Annotated in this window: 19 protein-coding genes and 1 tRNA gene; 10 read left to right on the top strand and 10 right to left on the bottom strand. The window is 58.5% G+C overall.

Annotated features, from left to right (window positions below; translation table 11 throughout):
• Positions 1 to 4: 4 nt before the first annotated feature.
• The 6 genes from ACP3TA_RS08135 to lptF form a co-directional block, all read right to left on the bottom strand.
• Positions 5 to 766: a hypothetical protein gene (locus ACP3TA_RS08135; protein WP_096812546.1), complete on the bottom strand. Its 762-nt coding sequence runs from the start codon at positions 764 to 766 to the stop codon at positions 5 to 7.
• 125 nt (positions 767 to 891) lie between these two features.
• Positions 892 to 2,151 carry a tyrosine-type recombinase/integrase gene (locus tag ACP3TA_RS08130; RefSeq protein ID WP_206196472.1) on the bottom strand — a complete coding sequence of 420 codons (1,260 nt, stop codon included), beginning with the start codon at positions 2,149 to 2,151 and terminating at the stop codon, positions 892 to 894.
• 198 nt (positions 2,152 to 2,349) lie between these two features.
• Positions 2,350 to 2,434, bottom strand: a tRNA-Leu gene (locus ACP3TA_RS08125).
• A gap of 994 nt (positions 2,435 to 3,428) precedes the next feature.
• Positions 3,429 to 4,148, bottom strand: coding sequence for a LuxR family transcriptional regulator (locus ACP3TA_RS08120; RefSeq protein WP_206196471.1), 720 nt, complete (start codon positions 4,146 to 4,148; stop codon positions 3,429 to 3,431).
• Positions 4,149 to 4,299: 151 nt separating this feature from the next.
• Complete coding sequence (gene lptG, locus ACP3TA_RS08115; RefSeq protein WP_047025123.1) at positions 4,300 to 5,370, bottom strand: LPS export ABC transporter permease LptG; 1,071 nt, start codon at positions 5,368 to 5,370, stop codon at positions 4,300 to 4,302.
• On the bottom strand, positions 5,370 to 6,464 hold the full coding sequence (gene lptF, locus ACP3TA_RS08110) for an LPS export ABC transporter permease LptF (protein ID WP_033641697.1): 1,095 nt from the start codon (positions 6,462 to 6,464) through the stop codon (positions 5,370 to 5,372). The genes lptG and lptF overlap by 1 nt, the downstream gene beginning before the upstream one ends.
• Positions 6,465 to 6,746: 282 nt before the next feature.
• On the opposite strand from lptF, the gene pepA reads away from it, so the two are divergent.
• From pepA to ACP3TA_RS08085, 5 genes are all read left to right on the top strand, one after another.
• Positions 6,747 to 8,258 carry a leucyl aminopeptidase gene (gene pepA / locus ACP3TA_RS08105; RefSeq protein ID WP_004933352.1) on the top strand — a complete coding sequence of 504 codons (1,512 nt, stop codon included), beginning with the start codon at positions 6,747 to 6,749 and terminating at the stop codon, positions 8,256 to 8,258.
• 84 nt (positions 8,259 to 8,342) lie between these two features.
• A complete protein-coding gene (locus ACP3TA_RS08100; RefSeq protein ID WP_025305119.1) occupies positions 8,343 to 8,792 on the top strand; it encodes a DNA polymerase III subunit chi in 450 nt (149 codons plus the stop codon).
• Between the two features lie 12 nt (positions 8,793 to 8,804).
• The gene (locus ACP3TA_RS08095; RefSeq protein ID WP_206196470.1) at positions 8,805 to 11,681 is read left to right on the top strand and encodes a valine--tRNA ligase; all 2,877 of its coding nucleotides are present in this window, start codon (positions 8,805 to 8,807) and stop codon (positions 11,679 to 11,681) included.
• Positions 11,682 to 11,881: 200 nt separating this feature from the next.
• Positions 11,882 to 12,385, top strand: a complete 504-nt coding sequence (locus ACP3TA_RS08090) for a GNAT family N-acetyltransferase (RefSeq protein WP_046688129.1) — start codon at positions 11,882 to 11,884, stop codon at positions 12,383 to 12,385.
• Positions 12,386 to 12,609: 224 nt separating this feature from the next.
• Entirely contained in the window at positions 12,610 to 14,217 is a 1,608-nt protein-coding gene (locus ACP3TA_RS08085) for a GMC family oxidoreductase (protein ID WP_103101777.1), read from the top strand.
• Between the two features lie 15 nt (positions 14,218 to 14,232).
• On the opposite strand, the gene miaE is transcribed toward ACP3TA_RS08085, so the two are convergent.
• A complete protein-coding gene (gene miaE, locus ACP3TA_RS08080; protein WP_089195410.1) occupies positions 14,233 to 14,997 on the bottom strand; it encodes a tRNA isopentenyl-2-thiomethyl-A-37 hydroxylase MiaE in 765 nt (254 codons plus the stop codon).
• Positions 14,998 to 15,175: 178 nt separating this feature from the next.
• Positions 15,176 to 15,601 (bottom strand): ribonuclease E inhibitor RraB, encoded by a 426-nt coding sequence (rraB, locus tag ACP3TA_RS08075; RefSeq protein WP_025305115.1) that lies wholly within the window; start codon positions 15,599 to 15,601, stop codon positions 15,176 to 15,178.
• Between the two features lie 162 nt (positions 15,602 to 15,763).
• Here rraB and argF point away from each other — a divergent pair, with 162 nt between their 5' ends.
• The 5 genes from argF (at position 15,764) to ridA (ending at position 20,796) form a co-directional block, all read left to right on the top strand.
• Positions 15,764 to 16,783: an ornithine carbamoyltransferase gene (gene argF / locus ACP3TA_RS08070; protein WP_060660016.1), complete on the top strand. Its 1,020-nt coding sequence runs from the start codon at positions 15,764 to 15,766 to the stop codon at positions 16,781 to 16,783.
• A gap of 196 nt (positions 16,784 to 16,979) precedes the next feature.
• Positions 16,980 to 18,548, top strand: a complete 1,569-nt coding sequence (locus tag ACP3TA_RS08065; protein WP_060660017.1) for an ABC transporter substrate-binding protein — start codon at positions 16,980 to 16,982, stop codon at positions 18,546 to 18,548.
• A 289-nt stretch (positions 18,549 to 18,837) separates the two neighbouring features.
• On the top strand, positions 18,838 to 19,773 hold the full coding sequence (gene pyrB / locus ACP3TA_RS08060) for an aspartate carbamoyltransferase (protein ID WP_033641691.1): 936 nt from the start codon (positions 18,838 to 18,840) through the stop codon (positions 19,771 to 19,773).
• Positions 19,774 to 19,785: 12 nt separating this feature from the next.
• Positions 19,786 to 20,250, top strand: a complete 465-nt coding sequence (gene pyrI / locus ACP3TA_RS08055) for an aspartate carbamoyltransferase regulatory subunit (protein ID WP_033641690.1) — start codon at positions 19,786 to 19,788, stop codon at positions 20,248 to 20,250.
• Between the two features lie 159 nt (positions 20,251 to 20,409).
• The gene (ridA, locus tag ACP3TA_RS08050) at positions 20,410 to 20,796 is read left to right on the top strand and encodes a 2-iminobutanoate/2-iminopropanoate deaminase (RefSeq protein ID WP_004933379.1); all 387 of its coding nucleotides are present in this window, start codon (positions 20,410 to 20,412) and stop codon (positions 20,794 to 20,796) included.
• A 47-nt stretch (positions 20,797 to 20,843) separates the two neighbouring features.
• Here the strand turns inward: ridA and ACP3TA_RS08045 are convergent, their stop codons facing one another.
• Together ACP3TA_RS08045 and ACP3TA_RS08040 are read right to left on the bottom strand one after the other, a co-directional pair.
• A complete protein-coding gene (locus tag ACP3TA_RS08045) occupies positions 20,844 to 21,110 on the bottom strand; it encodes a hypothetical protein (protein ID WP_046688125.1) in 267 nt (88 codons plus the stop codon).
• 62 nt (positions 21,111 to 21,172) lie between these two features.
• Complete coding sequence (locus ACP3TA_RS08040) at positions 21,173 to 21,751, bottom strand: hypothetical protein (protein ID WP_033651448.1); 579 nt, start codon at positions 21,749 to 21,751, stop codon at positions 21,173 to 21,175.
• Positions 21,752 to 21,760 lie beyond the last annotated feature (9 nt).

Here is a 21,760-nt window from a genome sequence, read left to right as displayed (position 1 = left end):
CACGTTATTCCTTAACTAGGAGATTCAGAGGTGCAAAAGACACTTCAACGACCTCACTGGCTTGTTTGAAATTAATCAGGCCGCGCAAAGTTGCTCTATATGCAAGCTCGTACAAAGTTGTTTCATCAACTGGTAATAGTTTCATCCAAAAGCTATCAAACAAACGTTTACCTGAAAGCCCCTGGAAGTGCCCAAGAAGTAGAGCAAAAACCACGTTCACATACGTTACTTTTGGTTCAGTACGTTGTTTTTTAACCTTACCCGAAAGATAACCTGATTGAGTCCATGTGCCACTAATGTTTCGAGCAAATGACTGAAGTGATGCCTGACTAAATCGATCTGGATCGTCTTTTGCTAAGTGTTCTTCCATAACGCTTCTGGGTAAGATTTGCCCAGGCTTAAGTGCCGTAATGACCCCAACAGATTCTCGAAGTAGTGGATCTCTTGCAATAGCCAATTGCAGTGCGAGTAGAGGCTGAGCTTCTTCAGATAGCTCCCAAAGTTGACGAAAAAATTTGAACAAAGGTATGTGCGGAGACATCCCATAAAGACCAACCATGTGCCGATAAGTTAGTTTCCTGGCACTAGAACTGGGTTTATGAAGAATATTGTCATCCACAATGCTTACCCTATATTCTTCTTGTAAGGTGTTCTCAGGCCGTGCCTGGAGCAATATCTTCAATTCTTCGATCATCATGCAACGCGCTGCATGAGGTCCATTTTTTCCAAACTTGAATCCATACTGAACTAACTGCTCATGGTTCATCAGGATACCTCCTCAAATCCGAGTACTAAAAGCCATTTTTGATAAAAAAACTGCTTTCGTTCTGCTTTAGCACTCAAGTATATTGTTCGTAAACATGTAAAGCCATTATCTGCAACTATCTTGATTTAACTGAATAAATGGTTACCAAAGTCGAATGGGCTAACCCTACTTTCACGATTTCTATCCAGATAATCCGCCCACCACTGTAACATCAACCTACGCTCCCCAAGATGTTCCGCCTTATGGATGTAAGCCGCACGCACAGAGTTACGTTCCTGATGGCTCATCTGCCGTTCTACTGCATCCCTCGACCACAACCCCGATTCTATCAGTGAACTACAAGCCATGGTCCTGAAACCATGCCCACAAACTTCCGTTTTTGTGTCATAGCCCATCACTCTCAGAGCCTTGTTCACCGTGTTCTCACTCATGGGTTTACGCGGATCGTGATCACCAATGAAGATCAGCTCACGATTTCCACTCATACTTTTGATCTTTTCCAAAATGGCTAACGCCTGCCGCGACAAAGGAACAAGGTGAGGTGTCCGCATCTTCGAACCTCGCTGAGAATGTTTAACACCTTCCAGCGGCTCACGCTCTCCCGGAATCGTCCACATGGCCGTTTTAAAATCCACTTCTGACCAGCGGGCAAAGCGCAGCTCGCTTGAGCGGATAAAGACTAACAAGGTAAGTTCGACAGCAAGTCGGGTTAATGGTCTTCCGGAATAGTGATCAATGCGATGAAGTAATTCAGGAATACGATTAAGCTCCAAAGCCGCACGATGCTGTCTTTTCGCCGTAGCAACCGCACCGGCAATCTCTTGCGCAGGATTGTAGTCGATTAAACCACTCTGAACGGCAAAGCGCATAATCGCAGTAGTCCGCTGCTGTAAACGAGCGGCGACTTCAAGACGCCCGGATGACTCCACCGCTTTGATAGGGACAAGCAGATCTCGTGTCTTCAGTTCCGTAATGTTCCGCTTACCGATGGCAGCAAAGAGATTATCTTCGAGGCTTTTCAATACACGAGCGCTATGCGATGCTGACCACTTCTGATTGCTGGCGTGCCACTCTCTGGCGACCACTTCAAACGTTATTGCCTCTTGCTCCTGCTCTACCTTAACGGCTTTCTTGTTCTCACTGGGATCGACACTGTTTGCTAACAGCTTACGGGCTTCATCCCGGCGTGCCCTGGCATCTGCCAGCGAAACTTCAGGATATTTTCCCAATGCCAACATTTTCTCTTTGCCGCCGAAGCGATAACGAAGCCGCCAATATTTGGAGCCGTTAGGGTGAACCAGCAAAACCATGCCTTCACCGTCAGTTAGTTTATAGGCTTTTGCTTCAGGCTTAGCCGAACGAACCTTCACATCACTCAGAGCCATGATGAGTATCCTTTCAAGGGTTCTGTGTGGGTACAAACATTATCGAACCGGGATATACCCGCAGTTGTACCCGCATCAGTAAGTTGATGTAGATTGAATCAGGTTGACTTAGGCTGAGTGATAAAGCGAGGAAAGCCTTGCGGATACTGGATTTCAGGCACAAAAAAAGACGTCCGTTGACGTCTATTGATGTTCCGATGGTGCCGAAGGCCGGACTCGAACCGGCACGTATCTCTACGGTTGATTTTGAATCAACTGCGTCTACCGATTTCGCCACTTCGGCACTGAAGTAGTATGCGGAAAACGGGTGAATTATACCTTCCCGCGACCAGCACGCAACACTTATCCGTTGTTCAATGAGTTAAGTGTCGAAAAAACCGCCGCCACGCGCGTTTGCCCGCCCCATCCTCTCGCTGTGCACCCCTCCCAACCACATTGATGATGAGCATACTGCATTGCAACGAGCATCCAGGATAAGGCGCCACACTCACGCAATACCATCCGATCCTAGGTTTCAGCATCGTTGCACAGAGCAATGATGGCTCCTGTGCCGTACGTCATTCACTCCCACGAGCCAGAACCGCTCGCCCAACTGGCGAAACAGGTTCAGGAGCCCGGCACGCCGCAGGCCGTAACCCGCCTCCCCCATCGCCACTGTCTCACCCTGCGCCTGGCAAAAACAAAATAATCCCCAGCCGTAATGGCAATGCTGCAAATAATTGCACGTCAATGTGTCAGCGAATAAAGAATGAGGTTGCGCAACATTCCGAGAACAGTATTTTTTCATTAATGAATGTCAGATGGGGAAATAAAGAAGCGGAATGCTGCTTTCAGGGGAGAGACGCTATTTCGGTTAGATGGGGGGTTATCTAAAATCACCAGAAAATAGCGTACATACGTAACAAAATAGCAACTCAAGGCGTAAAAACCAGCAGAGAACACTTGCCTCTGCAGAGTTAATAGCTTTAAGATGATGTAAGAAAATTTTCCCTGGTGTTGGCCAATATTGGCAGCCTGACCTACGCGGTCAGGTTTTTTTTTATATTTTTTATCAAAACATTACCGGGAAAGTGTATCGCCTTAAGGGGTGAGAAACTAGTTAGACTAAAGTACAGTCCCTTACTAGACCTTTATCAGTTCATGCAGGTTATTATTTCACATCGTAGAAATCAGGGCCGGTGCTGTATTGCTTCCCTCTCGTGAGCCGCCACGCTGCCCACTCAATACCGATTAACGCCCATCATTTCCCGGTTCGAAAGCTACCGTGAGCGAGCAGCCTATTCATCCACCGGTTTAATCAGCCGCAGCTCCATCCCCAGGCGCACGGCATGTCGGGCATTCGTTACCCCCAACTTTTTGACGACGTTGGACATATGGTACTTGATGGTGCCGGTCTTTATGCCCAGGATCATCGCCGTTTCCTGGTAGGTTTTACCCACGCTGGCCCAATAGAGGATTTCGTTTTCCCTGTCGGTAAAGCGGGCATTGCCTTCCAGCGCCGCGGCGTTTTTATCTGACGGCGGGGCCAGCGCCAGATACGACTCATGGATTGAGGCCAGCAATACCGAGATTTCACCTTTACGTTCGATGAGCGCCGGGATGATTTCCGCTTTCTGTTCTGCGCTGAAGGCAAAGGAAAGCGTGACGAGATTGTTGTTGTAATCGTGCAATACGAAGGTATAGCCGTGCGTCACGCCAAACTCGCGAGCCTGCTCGAACAGTTCGGGAAAATGCAGCCCTGAGTCGGCCATGATTTGCTCGTCCCAGGCGAAGGGGGTCAGGCGGTTGCGGGCGGTAATCACCACCGGATCAATGTACTGCAAACCCTGCTCTTGATACTTGTTGACCCATTCAGTCGGGTAGTTGGTGACGCCAAAAATACAGGAAATGTCTTTTTTGGATAACACCACATACGCCCACAGGAGCTCGCCCAACTCCCCCAACGCCGCTTCCAGGCGCTTGCCGATGATATTGCTGAGATTGTATTCGTCTTCCATTGACTGCCCGCTCCCTCTATCCGCATGCCGCAGGGTTGACTATAGCACGACGAAAAGCGACAGGTCGGGGGAGTGGTTCACCGGGGGCATGCCGCACCCACAAAAAAGGCGCGGCCCCGCGGCCACGCCTTTTCCCATACCGCTCGCTCCGCTACTTGCGTTTGAGCAGCATATACACGCTGATCAGCAGGAACAGCATGCTCGGCAGCAGTGCCCCCAGCACCGGCGGCATGCTGTAAACCATGCTCAGCGGGCCGAAGATCTGATCCAGTACATAGAACAGGAAGCCGAAGCTGATGCCGGTCACCACGCGGATGCCCATCGGCACGCTGCGCAGCGGGCCGAAGATGAACGACAGCGCCATCAGCATCATCACCGCCACCGACAGCGGCGAGAAGATTTTTCGCCACATGTTGAGCTGGTATTTGTTGGATTCCTGGCCGCTCTGCTTCAGGTACTTCACGTAGTTGTGCAGCCCGCTGATGGAGAGCGAATCCGAATCCAGCGCCACCACGCCCAGCTTGTCCGGGGTCAGGTTGGTTTTCCATTCGCCGGTCAGCGTCTGGGTACCGGTCACCTGTTTCGGGTTGGTCAGATCCGAGGTATCCACCTGCGAAAGCTGCCACAGGCCGTTCTCGAAGCTGGCGGTGGCGGCATAGCGCACCGTCTCCAGGCGACGCTGATCGTTGAAGTGGTAGATGTTGACGCCGGAGAGTTCTTTATCGCCGGAGACGCGCTCGATGTAGATGAAGTCGTTGCCGTCCTTCGCCCACAGCCCGCTCTTGGTGGAGAGCAGCGAGCCGCCGTACATCTGCTGGGCGCGGTAGTTGCGCGCCATCTGCTCGCCCTGCGGCGCCACCCACTCGCCGATCGCCATGGTCAGCAGCACCAGCGGAATGGCGGTTTTCATCACCGAGCCGGCGATCTGCAGGCGGGTGAAGCCGGAAGCCTGCATCACCACCAGTTCGCTGCGCGTCGCCAGCTGGCCCAGGCCGAGCAGCGCACCGAGCAGCGCCGCCATCGGGAAGAAAGTCTCGATGTCTTTCGGCACGCTCAGCAGGGTGTACATGCCGGCGCTCAGCGCAGTGTATTCGCCCTGGCCGACCTTGCGCAGCTGATCGACGAACTTGATGATGCCGGACAGCGACACCAGCATGAACAGCGTCATGATGATGGTGTTGAAAATCGTTTTACCGATATAACGGTCTAATACGCCAAACATCAGGCCGCTCCTCTCAGGCGTGCGCGCAGCTTGCGCATCGGCACGGTATCCCACAGGTTCAGCGCCAGCGCCAGCGCGAAGTAAACGCCGTTAACCAGCCACAGCCACAGCATCGGATCCAGCTTGCCCTTGCCGGCGTTGGAGCGCAGCGAGGTCTGCAGCAGGAAGAAGATCAGGTACAGCAAGATGGCCGGCAGCATGCTCAGCACGCGGCCCTGGCGCGGATTCACCACGCTGAGCGGCACCACCAGCAGCGCCATCAGCGCCACCGACACCACCAGCGTCAGGCGCCAGTGGAATTCGGCGCGCGCGTCCGGATCGTCGGATTCCCACAGCGTCTGCATCGACATCTGTTCGGATTCGGTGTTGTCCGCCGCCACGGTGCGGTGGCCAATCACCGCCTTGTAGTCGGTGAAGTCGGTAATGCGGAAGTCGCGCAGCAGCGCGGTGCCTTCAAAGCGGGTGCCCTTGTCGAGCGTCACCACCTGCGAGCCGTCTTTCTGCTGCACGATGTTGCCGTGCTCGGCCACCACCACCGACGGGCGTTGGTTGCCGTTCGGCCGCAGCTGCGCCAGGAACACGTCGTTGAAGGTGCTGCCCTTCACGTTGCCGATAAACAGCACCGCGTTGCCGTCCTGCGAGGGTTTGAACTGCCCTTCCGCCAGCCCGGCGATGCTCGGGTTGGCCTTGGCTTCGTTCACCACCACGTCCTGATAGCGCGAGGCCCAGGGGCCGGCCCAAAATACGTTCACCGCCGCGATCGCAGAGGTGAGCAGCGCCAGGATCATGGCAGCGATAATGAGGGTACGTTTGCCCAGCCCGCAGGCGTGCATGACGGTGATTTCGCTCTCGGTATACAACCGCCCAAGCGTCATCAGCAAGCCGAGAAACAGGCTCAAAGGCAGGATGAGCTGCGCCATTTTCGGCACGCCCAACGCGAGCAGAGAGAGTACTAAGTTTGTCGGGATATTGCCGTCCACCGCGTCGCCCAACACCCTGACCAAATTCTGACAAAAGAAGATCAGAAGCAGGATGAACAGGATGGCGATTTGGCTCTTGAGCGTTTCCCGTACCAGATATCTTATGATGATCACGCTTATTACGCCTGTGAAAACTTGTCTTTTTGCAGGAAAATCGATAATTTCATCGTTAATCCGCCATTTATTCTCATCATATGGCAACCTTCACAGCTAAAATAGTATTACAACATCAAGCCGTTTGGGTGTCCTATAGGAACTTGCTTATAGTCGCCAAAACAGAGCAATTTATGCCGTTCAGGTTAACATAATCCGTTAACTCAAATGGCAGGAGATCGTTACGGAGTCGGTTATTCTAGCCGTAGCGTCCGCCTTTGTCTTTAAGATTCAGGAGAGTGCATGGAGTTCAGTGTAAAAAGCGGTAGCCCGGAAAAACAGCGCAGTGCCTGTATTGTAGTCGGCGTTTTCGAACCGCGCCGCCTGTCCCCTATCGCAGAACAACTCGACAAAATCAGTGATGGTTATATCAGCGCATTGCTGCGCCGTGGCGAACTGGAAGGCAAGGTCGGGCAGACGCTGCTACTGCACCATGTGCCCAACATTCTCTCCGAGCGCATCCTGCTGATCGGCTGCGGCAAAGAGCGCGAGCTCGATGAGCGCCAATACAAGCAGGTGATCCAGAAAACCATCAATACCCTCAACGACACCGGCTCGATGGAAGCGGTCTGCTTCCTGACCGAGCTGCACGTGAAAGGCCGCAACACGTACTGGAAAGTGCGTCAGGCGGTGGAAACCGCCAAAGAGACGCTCTACACCTTCGATCAGCTGAAAAGCAACAAGGTGGAGCCGCGTCGTCCGCTGCGCAAAATGGTGTTCAACGTGCCGACCCGCCGTGAGCTCACCAGCGGCGAGCGCGCCATCCAGCATGGCCTGGCGGTGGCTTCCGGCATCAAGGCGGCCAAAGATCTCGGCAACATGCCGCCGAACATCTGTAACGCCGGCTACCTGGCCTCACAGGCCCGTCAGCTGGCGGACGCCTTCAGCACTAACATCACCACCCGCGTCATCGGCGAACAGCAGATGAAAGAGCTGGGCATGAACGCCTATCTGGCGGTTGGCGCCGGTTCGCAGAACGAATCATTGATGTCGGTGATGGAATATAAGGGCAACCCAAATCCGGACGCTAAGCCGATCGTGCTGGTAGGCAAAGGGCTGACCTTCGACTCCGGCGGCATCTCGATCAAACCGGCCGACGGCATGGACGAGATGAAATACGACATGTGCGGCGCGGCGACCGTGTACGGCGTGATGCGCGTGGTGGCGGAGCTGAACCTGCCGCTGAACGTGATCGGCGTGCTGGCCGGCTGTGAAAACATGCCGGGCGGCCGGGCGTATCGTCCGGGCGACGTGCTGACCACCATGTCCGGCCAGACCGTCGAGGTGCTCAACACCGACGCCGAAGGCCGTCTGGTGCTGTGCGATACCCTGACCTACGTCGAGCGCTTCGAGCCGGAGCTGGTGATCGACATCGCCACCCTGACCGGCGCCTGCGTGATCGCCCTGGGCCACCACATCACCGGCCTGATGTCGAACCACAACCCGCTGGCGCACGAGCTGCTGGGCGCTTCCGAGCAGGCCGGCGACCGCGCCTGGCGTTTGCCGATGGCCGACGAGTACTACGAGCAGCTGGACTCCAACTTCGCCGACATGGCGAACATCGGTGGCCGCCCTGGCGGCGCCATCACCGCCGCCTGCTTCCTGTCGCGCTTCACCCGCAAGTACACCTGGGCGCACCTGGATATCGCCGGCACCGCCTGGCGCTCCGGTAAAGCCAAGGGCGCGACCGGCCGCCCGGTGGCGCTGCTGTCGCAGTTCCTATTGAATCGCGCAGGCCTGAACGGCGACGATTAAATCTGAGCGGTAATTCAGGTATAATCCCAAGGGGCACAGCATGCTGTGCCCCTACATTTTTTTATCGGCAGCGGTGGATCCTTAATGAAACAGGCGACGTTTTATTTGCTCGACAACGCGGAACCGTCAGGCGCGCTCAGCGCCCATGAGGCCGTGGCCTGCGCCGTTGCCGCCAGCGGCTTCCGTTCCGGCAAGCGGGTGCTGATCGCCTGCGAGAGCCAGGAGCAGGCCCAGCGGCTGGACGAAGCGCTGTGGCAGCGCGAGCCGCATGAATTCGTGCCGCACAACCTGGCCGGCGAAGGGCCGCACTACGGCGCGCCGGTGGAACTGTGCTGGCCCGGCAAGCGCGGCAACGCCCCGCGCGATCTGCTGATCGCCCTGCTGCCGCAGTTTGCCGATTTTGCTACCGCTTTCCATGAAGTGGTAGACTTCGTTCCTTACGAAGACACTCTGAAACAGTTGGCGCGCGACCGTTACAAGGCCTATCGCAGCGTCGGCTTCCATTTGACCACGGCTACGCCGCCAACTCACTGAATACGATAAAGAATGGAAAAGACAAACAGTCAGCTCGACACCGCATACGACCCAAAACAGATCGAACAGAAGCTGTACGATCACTGGGAGAGTCAGGGTTACTTCAAGCCGAACGGCGACACCAGCCAGGAAAGCTTCTGCATCATGATCCCGCCGCCGAACGTCACCGGCAGCCTGCACATGGGCCACGCGTTCCAGCAGACCATCATGGACACCATGATTCGCTATCAGCGCATGCAGGGTAAAAACACCCTGTGGCAGGCGGGCACCGACCACGCCGGCATCGCCACCCAGATGGTGGTGGAGCGCAAGATCGCCGCGGAAGAAGGCAAAACCCGCCACGACTACGGCCGTGACGCGTTCATCGACAAAATCTGGCAGTGGAAGGCGGAATCCGGCGGCACCATCACCCGCCAGATGCGCCGTCTGGGCAACTCCGTGGACTGGGAGCGCGAGCGCTTCACCATGGACGAAGGCCTGTCGAACGCGGTGCGCGAAGTGTTTGTCCGTCTGCACAAAGAAGACCTGATCTACCGCGGCAAGCGCCTGGTGAACTGGGATCCGAAGCTGCGCACCGCTATCTCCGATCTGGAAGTGGAAAACCGCGAATCCAAAGGTTCCATGTGGCACCTGCGTTACCCGCTGGCCGACGGCGCGAAAACCGCCGAGGGCAAAGACTACCTGGTGGTCGCCACCACCCGTCCGGAAACCGTGCTGGGCGATACCGGCGTGGCGGTCAACCCGGAAGATCCGCGCTATAAAGACCTGATCGGCAAAGAGATCATTCTGCCGCTGGTCGGCCGCCGCATCCGCATCGTCGGCGACGAACACGCCGATATGGAAAAAGGCACCGGCTGCGTGAAGATCACCCCGGCGCACGATTTCAACGACTACGAAGTCGGCAAACGCCACGGCCTGCCGATGATCAACATTCTGACCTTCGACGGCGACATCCGTCAGGAAGCGGAAGTATTCAACACCCTGGGCGAAGTCTGCACCGACTACTGCAGCGAGATCCCGGCAGAGTTCCGCGGCCTGGAGCGCTTCGCGGCGCGGAAAGCGGTGGTTGCTGCCTTCGATCAGTTGGGCCTGCTGGACGAGATCAAACCGCACGACCTGACGGTGCCTTACGGCGACCGCGGCGGCGTGGTGATCGAGCCGATGCTGACCGATCAATGGTACGTGCGCACCGCGCCGCTGGCCAAAGTGGCGGTGGAAGCGGTCGAACAGGGCGACATCCAGTTCGTGCCGAAGCAGTACGAAAACATGTACTTCAGCTGGATGCGCGACATTCAGGACTGGTGCATCTCGCGCCAGCTGTGGTGGGGCCACCGCATCCCGGCCTGGTACGACGTGAACGGCAAAGTCTACGTGGGCCGCAGCGAAGAAGAAGTGCGCAGCGAGAACAACCTGGGCGCCGACGTGGTGCTGACCCAGGACGAAGACGTGCTGGACACCTGGTTCTCGTCCGGCCTGTGGACCTTCTCCACCCTGGGCTGGCCGGAGCAGACCGAGGCGCTGAAAACCTTCCACCCGACCAGCGTGATGGTCAGCGGCTTCGACATCATCTTCTTCTGGATCGCGCGCATGATCATGCTGACCATGCACTTCATCAAGGATGAAAACGGCAAGCCGCAGGTGCCGTTCAAGACCGTCTACATGACCGGTCTTATCCGCGACGACGAAGGCCAGAAGATGTCCAAGTCCAAAGGCAACGTGATCGATCCGCTGGACATGGTCGACGGCATCTCGCTGGAAGATCTGCTGGAAAAACGCACCGGCAACATGATGCAGCCGCAGCTGGCGGAGAAAATCCGCAAGCGCACCGAGAAGCAATTCCCGAACGGCATCGAGCCGCACGGCACCGACGCCCTGCGCTTCACCCTGGCGGCGCTGGCATCGACCGGCCGCGACATCAACTGGGACATGAAGCGCCTGGAAGGCTACCGCAACTTCTGTAACAAGCTGTGGAACGCCAGCCGCTTCGTGCTGATGAACACCGAAGCGCACGACTGCGGCTTCAACGGCGGCGAGAAAGTGCTGTCGCTGGCGGATCGCTGGATCCTGGCCGAATTCAACCGCACGGTGAAAGCCTACCGCGAAGCGCTGGACACCTACCGCTTCGATCTGGCGGCCAACATCCTGTACGAATTCACCTGGAACCAGTTCTGCGACTGGTATCTGGAGCTGACCAAGCCGGTGGTGAGCAACGGCAGCGAAGCGGAACAGCGCGGCACCCGCCACACGCTGATCACCGTGCTGGAAGCGCTGCTGCGCCTGGCGCACCCGATCATTCCATTCATCACCGAAACCATCTGGCAGCGCGTGAAGCCGCTGACCGGCACGACCGCAGACACCATCATGCTGCAGCCGTTCCCGGCCTACGACGCCGCGCTGGAAGACGAGCAGGTGCTGAACGATCTGGAGTGGATCAAACAAACCATCATCGCCGTGCGCAACATCCGCGCCGAGATGAACATCGCGCCAAGCAAAGCGCTCGACGTGCTGCTGCGCAACTGCAGCGCCGACGCCCAGCGCCGCGTGCAGGAGAACCAAAGCTTTATCGCCCGTCTGGCGCGCCTGGAATCCATCGCGCTGCTGCCGGCCGGTGAGAAAGGCCCGGTCTCCGTCACCAAGCTGGTGGACGGCGCTGAGCTGCTGATCCCGATGGCCGGTTTCATCGACAAGGACGCCGAGATCGCGCGTCTGGCCAAAGAGATGGGCAAACTGGATGCGGAAATCGCTTCGATCGAAGGCAAGCTGGCGAACGAAGGCTTCGTGGCGCGCGCGCCGGAAGCGGTGGTCGCCAAAGAACGCGATCGTCTGGCGGCCTGCAAAGAAGGCAAAGTGAAGCTGCAGGAACAGCAGGCGACCATCGCCGCGCTGTAATCCGCCGGCTCACGCCAACGCCTGAAAAACAGCGGGGTCTTCCCCGCTGTTTTTTTATCGCCGTTGCATCCGGGCCGGGTTAGATGTTATTACAAGATATTACTGCTGCAGGGACGCCGCCGGGAAATAATCCCCGGCGCGTTTCGTGCTGCGATAAAAACGAAAAACGAACGTGGTCTCTTTCAATGGCGAGTGTAAACATGACAACAGCAACCCCGGCGCGCCTGCTGGTGCGCCCCATCACGGCGGAAGACAATGCCGCCATTGCTCACGTCATTCGCGAAGTCTCCGCCGAGCACGGCCTGACGGCGGATAAAGGCTATACCGTCTCCGATCCCAATCTGGACGCCCTGTATCAGCTCTACAGCCTGCCGCGCAGCGCTTACTGGGTGATCGAGGTGGACGGCAAGGTCGCCGGCGGCGGCGGCATCGCGCCGCTGCAGGGCGGCGCAGACGATATTTGCGAATTGCAGAAGATGTATTTCCTGCCGGTATTGCGCGGCAAGGGATTGGCGAAACGCCTGGCGCTGCAGGCGCTGGATTTCGCCCGCCGGCACGGCTTCCGCTGTTGTTACCTCGAGACCACCGCCAGCCTGACGCAGGCCGTTGCGCTGTACGAACACCTGGGTTTCGAACACATCGACCACGCGATGGGCGCCACCGGCCACGTCGATTGCGAAGTCACCATGCTGAAAACGCTGTAACCGTCCCGTCTCTCCATCAGGGTGCAGCGTGCTGCGCCTTTTTATTAATATCGCAATCAATCAGTAAAACTCGCTATAACGCCGTTTTTCAAGCAGATAAACTGACGTTAAAAACCGCGATGTAAATTTAATGTGAAGTTCGTTAATAAATTAACGATCGTAAATTGACCGCTTGCGCCCCCGCGCTACTCTGCCAGTATCCCAATCGCGCACGGAGAGCTGTCATGTCGGAACATACCTTTGATTACATCATCGTCGGCGCCGGTTCCGCCGGCTGCGTGCTGGCGGCGCAGCTGATCCGCCGCACCCAGGCGCGGGTGCTGCTGCTGGAAGCCGGCGGCGACGACAATAACCTGTTTATCAAGATGCCGGCCGGCGTGGCCAAGATCATCGCCAAAAAGAGCTGGCCCTACGAAACGGAACCGGAACCGCACGCCAACAACCGCCGCATGCAGATCGCGCAGGGCAAGGTGCTGGGCGGCAGCAGTTCGGTCAACGGCATGATCTACCTGCGCGGCCAGCCGCAGGACTACGACGACTGGGCCGAACGCTACGGCTGCGCCGGCTGGAGCTACCGGGAGGTGCTGCCCTACTTCAAACGCGCCGAGGCCAATGAAAGCCTGTCCGACGACTACCACGGCGCCGACGGGCTGCTGCCGGTCAGCGAAAACCGCTATCGCCACCCGCTGAGCATGGCGTTTATCCGCGCCGGCCAGGAGCTGAACCTGCCCTATCGCAACGACTTCAACGGCGACAGCCAGCACGGCGTCGGTTTCTACCAAACCACCACCCACAACGGCGAACGCGCCAGCACCGCCCGCACCTACCTGAAGGCGGTGCGCGACGAACGGCGGCTGGTGGTGAAGCTGAACGCCCTGGCGCATCGGCTGACCTTCGAGGGCAACGTCGCCACCGGCGTGGTCTACAGCCAGAACGGCGGCGCCGAAGTGACCGCGCGCGCCACCAAAGAGGTGATCGTCAGCGCCGGCGCGGTCGGTTCGCCGAAGCTGCTGATGCTGTCCGGCATCGGCCCGCGCGACCACCTGCAGCAGCTGGGCATCGAGGTGCGGGCGGATCTGCCGGTGGGCAAAAACTTCCACGACCATCTGCACATGTCGATCAACGTCAGCACCCGCGAGCCGATCAGCCTGTTCGGCGCCGATCGCGGCCTGCAGGCGCTGAGCCACGGCGCGCAGTGGCTGGCGTTTCGCAGCGGCGTGCTCTCATCCAACGTGCTAGAAGGCGCCGCCTTCACCGACAGCCAGGGCGACGGCCGGCCGGACGTGCAGATCCACTTTCTGCCGCTGCTGGACAGCTGGGACGACGTGCCCGGCGAGCCGCTGCCGAACATTCACGGCTTCACGCTCAAGGTCGGCTACCTGCAGCCGAAGGCGCGCGGCGAAGTGCAGCTGCGCAGCAGCAACCCGCGCGATCCGGTCAAGCTGCACGCCAACTACCTCGGCCACCCGGACGATCTGGCCGGCAGCGTGCGCGCGGTGAAGTTCGGCCTGGATTTCCTGCAAACCGCGGCGCTGAAACCGCTGATCAAGGATCTGCTGATGCCGCAGCCGGAGTGGACGCGCGACGAAGCGCAGCTGGAGGAGTTCGTGCGCAACTTCTGCAAGACGGTGTATCACCCGGTGGGCAGTTGCCGCATGGGGCCGTCGCCCCAGGACGCGGTGACCGATCCGCAGCTGCGGGTGCACGGTTTTGAACGGCTGCGGGTGATCGACTGCTCGGTGATGCCGCAGCTCACCAGCGGCAACACCAATGCGCCGACCATCATGCTGGCGGAAAAGGCGGTGGATCTGCTGCTGGGCGCGCCGCAGTAAGGGCGCGCCTCAACCTCAGGCGGCGACGGGCACGCCGCTGTGGAAACGCAGCTCGCTGTCCGGCGACATGATCAGTTCAGCTTCGAGGCGGCCGAAATGCGCCACCCGTTCGCTGATGTCGCCGCTGGCGATCTGTTCCGCCAGCGTCAGGTAGTCCTGATAGTGGCGCGCTTCGGATCGCAGCAGCGAGACGTAAAAGCGGTTCAGCTCATCGTCCAGGTGCGGCGCCAGTTTGGCGAAGCGTTCGCAGGATCGCGCTTCGATGTAGGCGCCGCAGATCAGTTTGTCGATCAGCGTCGCCGGATCGTGGGTGCGGATCTCGCGGATCATGCCCTTGGCGTAGCGGCTGGCGGTGATCTTGCGATACGGGATCCCGCGCGCCTGCATGATCTCCAGCACCTGCGAGAAGTGATGCAGCTCTTCCTTGATCAACAGCACCATGCGATCCGCCAGATCCTGGCCGTAGGCCGAGCCGTTTTTCGGCAGGATCTTGCGGGTGAACTGGCCCTGGCGGAACAGCGTGTCCGGCGCACCCTGCGCCTCGTGCAGAAACGCCTCGTAAGGGCGCAGTAGCGCCAACAGCGCGTCGCCGCTCTCTTTGTCCGCCACGTAACGGCGGATCAGCCACATGCCGGTCTGCGCGGCCTTCAGCTCACACACCAGGTGGTCGGTCAGCAACAGCTGCAGGTTTTCCGGACGGCGCGCGGCGTCGATCCAGGCGTCGGGAGTTTCACAGTGCAGGAAGCTTAAAATCGGGGCTAACAGGGATTGGTATGTCATCGGCTTCATTGCCCTATGTATTTCAAGTTGCAGCTAGGCGGCCAGCTCACTCATCCCCAGGAGCTTACTCAGGTAAGTGACTGGGGTGAGAGAGTGCAGCCAACAACGCTGCAGCTTGAAAGACGACGGGGATATCAGGGGCCGACGAGAGCCGGCCCATGTGAATAAGCGGGGTTAATTAGTGGCGTTTGCCGTCGTCGTCTTCGTCGATGTAGTCGCCGTCTTCGTCATCCTCACCATCTTCACCGTTCGGATCTTCAAAGTAGGTGCCCCAGCCGTCGTAGTTGACGCCGCAGCGCTCCGCCAGCGCCACCAGCTGTTCTACCTGAGCGTCGATCAGCTCGGCGTTCAGGCCGACTTCGCTGATCACGTCGCAGCACATCACCATCGAACCGTCTTCCACTTCCAGCTCTTCGGCGTCGGTCACTTCGTAGCCCAGCTTGAAGGCTTCAACGGCGGCCTGCTCCAGAACCTCAAATTTCTCGGCGGACAGATGGTGCTCGATGGTGTAGAGCGCGTCCGGATCGCTGCCGTCTTCCAGCAGCTCTTCGATGATCAGGCGGGTCTCTTCACGTTGTTCTTCCAGCAATTCGCGGTTTGCCATGCCTATATCCTCAAGTCAAATGGCCTTCATTCCTTCTATTTTCACACACCGCCGACATTGCTTCCACGATAAACGTGAAAGATTTCCTCGTCGGGGTTGAAATTGAATATTCATACATATAAAGTGAATTTTAATTCAATTGAGCAATCAGGGAATCGGACTATGAGCACCGGCAATACGTTCTACCAACGTCACTTTCTGAGGTTAATGGATTTCACCCCCGCCGAGCTGCAGGCGCTGCTGCAGCTTTCGGCCGATCTGAAGCAGGCCAAGAAGCAGGGGCAGGAACAGCGCCGGCTGCAGGGCAAAAACATTGCGCTCATCTTCGAAAAAGACTCAACCCGCACGCGATGCTCTTTCGAAGTTGCCGCATTCGATCAGGGCGCGCAGGTCACGTACCTCGGCCCGAGCGGCAGCCAGATCGGCCATAAAGAGTCGATGAAAGACACCGCCCGGGTGCTGGGCCGCCTGTACGACGGTATTCAGTACCGCGGCTACGGCCAGGCGCTGGTGGAAACCCTGGCGGAACACGCCGGCGTGCCGGTGTGGAACGGCCTGACCGACGAGTTCCACCCTACCCAATTGCTGGCGGATCTGCTCACCGTGCAGGAACACCTGCCGGGCAAGGCGCTGAACGAAGTGAAGCTGGCGTACGTCGGCGACGCGCGCAACAACATGGGCAATACGCTGCTGGAAGCCACCGCGCTAGCGGGCATGGATCTGCGGCTGGTGGCGCCGAAGGCCTGTTGGCCGCAGCCGGAACTGGTGGCCGAATGCCAGGCGCTGGCGCAGCAAACCGGCGCGAAACTCACCCTGACCGAAGACATCGCCGAAGGGGTACAAGACGCCGATTTCCTCTACACCGACGTGTGGGTCTCGATGGGCGAACCGAAAGAGACCTGGCAGGAGCGTATCGCGCTGCTGCGGCCGTATCAGGTCAACATGGCGATGCTGAAACTGACCGGCAACCCGAACGTGAAGTTTCTGCACTGCCTGCCGGCGTTCCACGACGATCAAACCACGCTCGGCAAGCAGATGGCGCAGCAGTACGATCTGCACGGCGGTATGGAAGTGACCGACGAAGTGTTCGAGTCGGCGCACAGCGTGGTGTTCGATCAGGCGGAAAACCGGCTGCATACCATCAAGGCGGTGCTGGTCGCCACGCTGAGCGCAACGCTCTGACACGCCTCTCCCTCCGCCCTGGCGCCCCCGGCCAGGGCGGCTAATATATTCCTGGAATATCAAATAGCGCATTGGCCTTTGCCCGCCGCCGGCAAAGGTTCTACCGTGACAGGCCGACGGCGCCCGCGCCGTAAAAACCAACGATAACAAACCGTTCTCAGCGCCGCCCTGCGGCGCCTTCAGGGGATACACACCGATGAAAGCCAAACTCTTGCCGCTGTTCCTTCTCGCCGCCTTGCCCGCCGCCGCGTTAGCCGCCACGCCGCCGAATACGCTGGTGGTGGTGCAATCGCTGGATGACATCGTCAGCCTCGATCCGGCGGAAGCCAACGAACTCTCCAGCATCCAGACGGTGCCCAGCCTGTACCAGCGCTTGGTGCAGGCGGATCGCGACGATCCGGCCAAGGTGGCGCCGGTGCTGGCAGAAAGCTGGCAGAGCGATGCGGCGGCCAAAACGCTGACGGTAAAACTGCGGCCGCAGGCGGCGTTCGCCTCCGGCAACCCGCTGACCGCCGACGACGTGATCTTCTCCTACCGCCGCGCGGTGAAAATGAACAAGTCGCCGGCGTTCATCCTCAACGTGCTCGGCTGGCAGCCGGACAACATCGACGCGCAGTTGAAGAAGATCGACGACCATGCCGTGCAGCTGCGCTGGACGGCGGACGTCAGCCCGGCGGTGGCGCTGAATATCCTCTCGACGCCGATCGCCTCGATCGTCGACAGCAAGGCGGCGCTGGCCAACGTCAAAGACGGCGACTTCGGCAACGCCTGGCTGAAAATGCACTCCGCCGGCAGCGGCCCGTTCAAGATGCGCGTCTATCAGCCGCATCAGGCGATCGTGCTGGACGCCAACCCCACGACGCCGGGCGACAAGCCGCAGCTGAAAAACATCATCATCAAGAACGTGCCGGATCCGGCCACCCGCCGCCTGCTGGTCCAGCAGGGCGACGCCGATATCGCCCGCGAACTGGGCGCCGACCAGACCGACACGCTGAAGAACCAGCCGGGGGTTAAGGTGCTGGAGATCCCGTCCGCCGAACAAAACTACCTGGTGTTCAACACCGGCAACGGCGCCAATCCGCTGCTGAACAACCCGGCCTTCTGGGAAGCGGCGCGCTACCTGGTGGATTATCAGGGCATCACCCAGGATCTGCTGAAGGGCCAATACTTCGTGCATCAGAGCTTCCTGCCGGTCGGGCTGCCGGGCGCGCTGGAGACCAACCCGTTCCGCTACGATCCGGCCAAGGCGAAAGCCATTCTGGCCAAGGCGGGCATCACCCACGCCGCCTTTACGCTGGACGTAGAGAACAAACCGCCGTTCATCACCATCGCGCAGGCGCTGCAGGGCAGCTTCGCCGCTGCCGGCGTGAAGGTCGAGCTGCTGCCGGCCGCGGGCAGCCAGGTTTACTCCCGCGTGCGCGCCAGGCAGCATCAGGCGGCGATCCGCCTGTGGATCCCGGATTACTTCGACGCCCACTCCAACGCCAGCGCCTTTGCCTACAACGACGGCAAGAGCAGCACGGTGGCCGGGCTGAACGGCTGGCAGATCCCGCAGTTGAATAAGCAGACGCTGGCGGCACTGGCCGAAGCCGATCCGGCCAAGCGCCGCGAGCTGTACACCGCCATGCAGCAGGAGCTGCAGCGCAGTTCGCCGTACGTGTTTATCGATCAGGCCAAAACCGAAGTGGTGCTGCGCGACAACGTCAAAGGCTACCAGCAGGGGCTGAACGCCGACATGGTCTACTACGATCGCGTCAGCAAATAGCCCGCAGGCGGCCATCGCCGGCCAATCGATTGCGGGGCGGCAAAAAACGGCGTTTTAACGCTTGCAGTGGCGAAAAGCGCGAGTATAATGCGCCACAATTTGCCAGGAGAAAGCATGAAAAACGACGTTTGTTTTGTTAGCCGCAATCGACAAAACCGACTGCCTATCGGCGGCCAGCTGCCGTTGTTTCTCCTGTTGCTAAACCGATCGTTTCAAGCCCCTCATTGAGGGGCTTTTTTTTGCCTTAAAAAGTCCCGCGCCACGGGCACGCGTCGAGGAGGAGTGAAAAATGGCCAACCCGCTGTATCACAAACACATCATCTCTATTAACGATCTCAGCCGCGAGGATCTGGAGCTGGTGCTGCGCACCGCCGCCGGTCTGAAAGCCAACCCGCAGCCGGAACTGTTGAAACACAAGGTGATCGCCAGCTGCTTCTTTGAAGCCTCGACCCGTACCCGCCTGTCGTTCGAAACCTCGATGCACCGCCTCGGCGCCTCGGTGGTCGGTTTCGCCGACGGCAGCAACACCTCGCTCGGCAAAAAAGGCGAAACCCTGGCCGACACCATCTCGGTGATCAGCACCTACGTGGACGCCATCGTGATGCGCCATCCGCAGGAAGGCGCGGCGCGCATGGCCTCGGAGTTCTCCGGCAACGTGCCGGTGCTCAACGCCGGCGACGGCGCCAACCAGCACCCGACCCAGACCCTGCTGGATCTGTTCACCATCCAGGAAACCCAGGGCCGCCTGAACAACCTCAGCATCGCCATGGTCGGCGACCTGAAGTACGGCCGCACCGTGCACTCGCTCACCCAGGCGCTGGCCAAATTCGAAGGCAACCGCTTCTACTTCATCGCCCCGGACGCGCTGGCGATGCCGGCCTACATCCTGAAAATGCTGGAAGAGAAAGGCATCGAGTACAGCCTGCACGGCAGCATTGAAGAAGTGGTGCCGGAGCTGGATATTCTCTACATGACCCGGGTGCAGAAAGAGCGCCTCGATCCGTCCGAGTACGCCAACGTGAAGGCGCAGTTCGTGCTGCGCGCCGCGGATCTGGCCGGCGCGCGCGCCAACCTCAAGGTGCTGCACCCGCTGCCGCGCATCGACGAGATCGCCACCGACGTGGATAAAACGCCGCACGCTTACTACTTCCAGCAGGCGGGCAACGGCATCTTCGCCCGTCAGGCGCTGCTGGCGCTGGTGCTCAACGCAGATTTGGCTCTTTAAGGGGGAACCGCCATGACTCACGACAATAAACTGCAGGTTGAAGCGATCAAATGCGGCACGGTGATCGACCACATTCCGGCGCAGATTGGTTTCAAACTGCTGACGCTGTTCAAGCTGACCGCCACCGACCAGCGCATCACCATCGGCCTGAACCTGCCCTCCAACGAGCTGGGCCGCAAGGATCTGATCAAGATCGAGAACACCTTCCTGACCGAGCAGCAGGCCAACCAGTTGGCGATGTACGCGCCGAAGGCCACGGTAAACCGCATCGACAACTATGAAGTGGTGCGCAAGCTGACCCTCAGCCTGCCGGACCACATCGACGGCGTGCTGACCTGCCCGAACGGCAACTGCATCAGCCGCAGCGAGCCGGTGGCGTCGAGCTTCAGCGTCAAATCGCGCGACGGTGAAGTACACCTGAAGTGCCGCTACTGCGAAAAAGAGTTCGAGCATCAGGTGGTGCTGCAGGCGGACTAATCCCGGCATGGGCGCCGGGAGATGGCGCTGTTATTCTCCCGGTGACGCCCTATAATGGGTCCTCTGAAAATCACTCTACCCACGTTGCTACCCACCGAATTTTACGCTGCGGCCGACCGCGCGGCGGCGTGAAAGACAACGGGTTTATCAGGAGAAAACATGTCACGTAACATCAGCACTGAACTCGCCCCGGCAGCCATTGGTCCTTACGTGCAGGGCGTTGATCTGGGCAGCATGATCATCACTTCCGGCCAGATCCCGGTTGATCCGAAAACCGGCGCCGTCGCCGACGACGTCGCCGCTCAGGCGCGCCAGTCACTGGAAAACGTCAAAGCGATCGTCGAAGCCGCCGGCCTGATCGTTGCCGACATCGTGAAAACCACCGTGTTCGTGAAAGACCTGAACGACTTCGCCACCGTCAACGCCGCGTACGAAGCCTTCTTCACCGAGCACAGCGCGCCGTTCCCGGCCCGTTCCTGCGTGGAAGTGGCGCGTCTGCCGAAAGACGTGAAGATCGAAATCGAAGCCATCGCCGTGCGTCGTTAATCGACGGTCACGCGCATCACGGCCAGTGCAGACTGGCCGTTTTTACATTACTTGAATGCTGGGCGCCGACGGACACAACCCAGAGTTTCCGCTGCTGGAGAGGATGAAGCGTTAACCTGTTTTACCGCCTGTTTTAAAACGGCGATAACCTCTTCTCGCGAAGCCGTAATCGGTTTGCCGCGAGGCGTTATGCGGTCAATCTGTTCAGATGTATAGGTGTTCACTGCATCTACACCTTCCATGCCGAATTTATACACCTTCAGCTCATAAGAGGCAGGTTGTGTTACCTGACGTTTTGTTGACTTTATCACCATGCGAACCTCCTGTGACCCCACCGGCATTTCGTCATTATTGCGCAAATTTCATCCACCTTCAATTATGAGGCCGGCGGCAAAAAACCTTCCTGGAACCACAGGAAAAGCGCCTCAGCATCTCGATAAAGTATCTGTTTGAGCCCCCCGGTGAGGTCAACAAATTGATGATAATTTATATAATAATCAGCCAACTCCGTATTAATCGGCGATATTAAACGCAAACCTGCGCATGCCGTATCCACCATAAAGAGCACGGCGACATAGAGCGCAAAACGCAGCGTATTGCCATCAAGGCTCGAGTCTCTAATCCGAAAGTTTTGCAGCATCTCAATATTTAACATCGCCAGTTGCTCGCCAGCCGCCGGACAAAATCGGCAGATACAGGCGCCTGCCGGCCGGTCATCGATACCCTGTATCTTAAAACTAAACGTAAAACCGTCAGGATCGTCCAACGCGGCGCCATTCAACGCCCAGGGAATACGGCGCTCTTCAGGTTGTTGGCGAGCCAACGCAACGCACCACTCAAAATCTTCAGCCTTCATCATTTGCACCCGGACGCCATACCCGGCCTCAGCAAAGAGGTCATTGGTTGCAGCCAGTGCGCGTTCTCCAATCAATCGGACATTAAAAACCTGCGGCATTATCAATCC

The organism is Serratia sp. 2C06 (assembly GCF_050037615.1).
GTDB classification, from domain to species: domain Bacteria; phylum Pseudomonadota; class Gammaproteobacteria; order Enterobacterales; family Enterobacteriaceae; genus Serratia; species Serratia ureilytica.
This window is presented reverse-complemented; position numbering and strand designations above follow the sequence as displayed.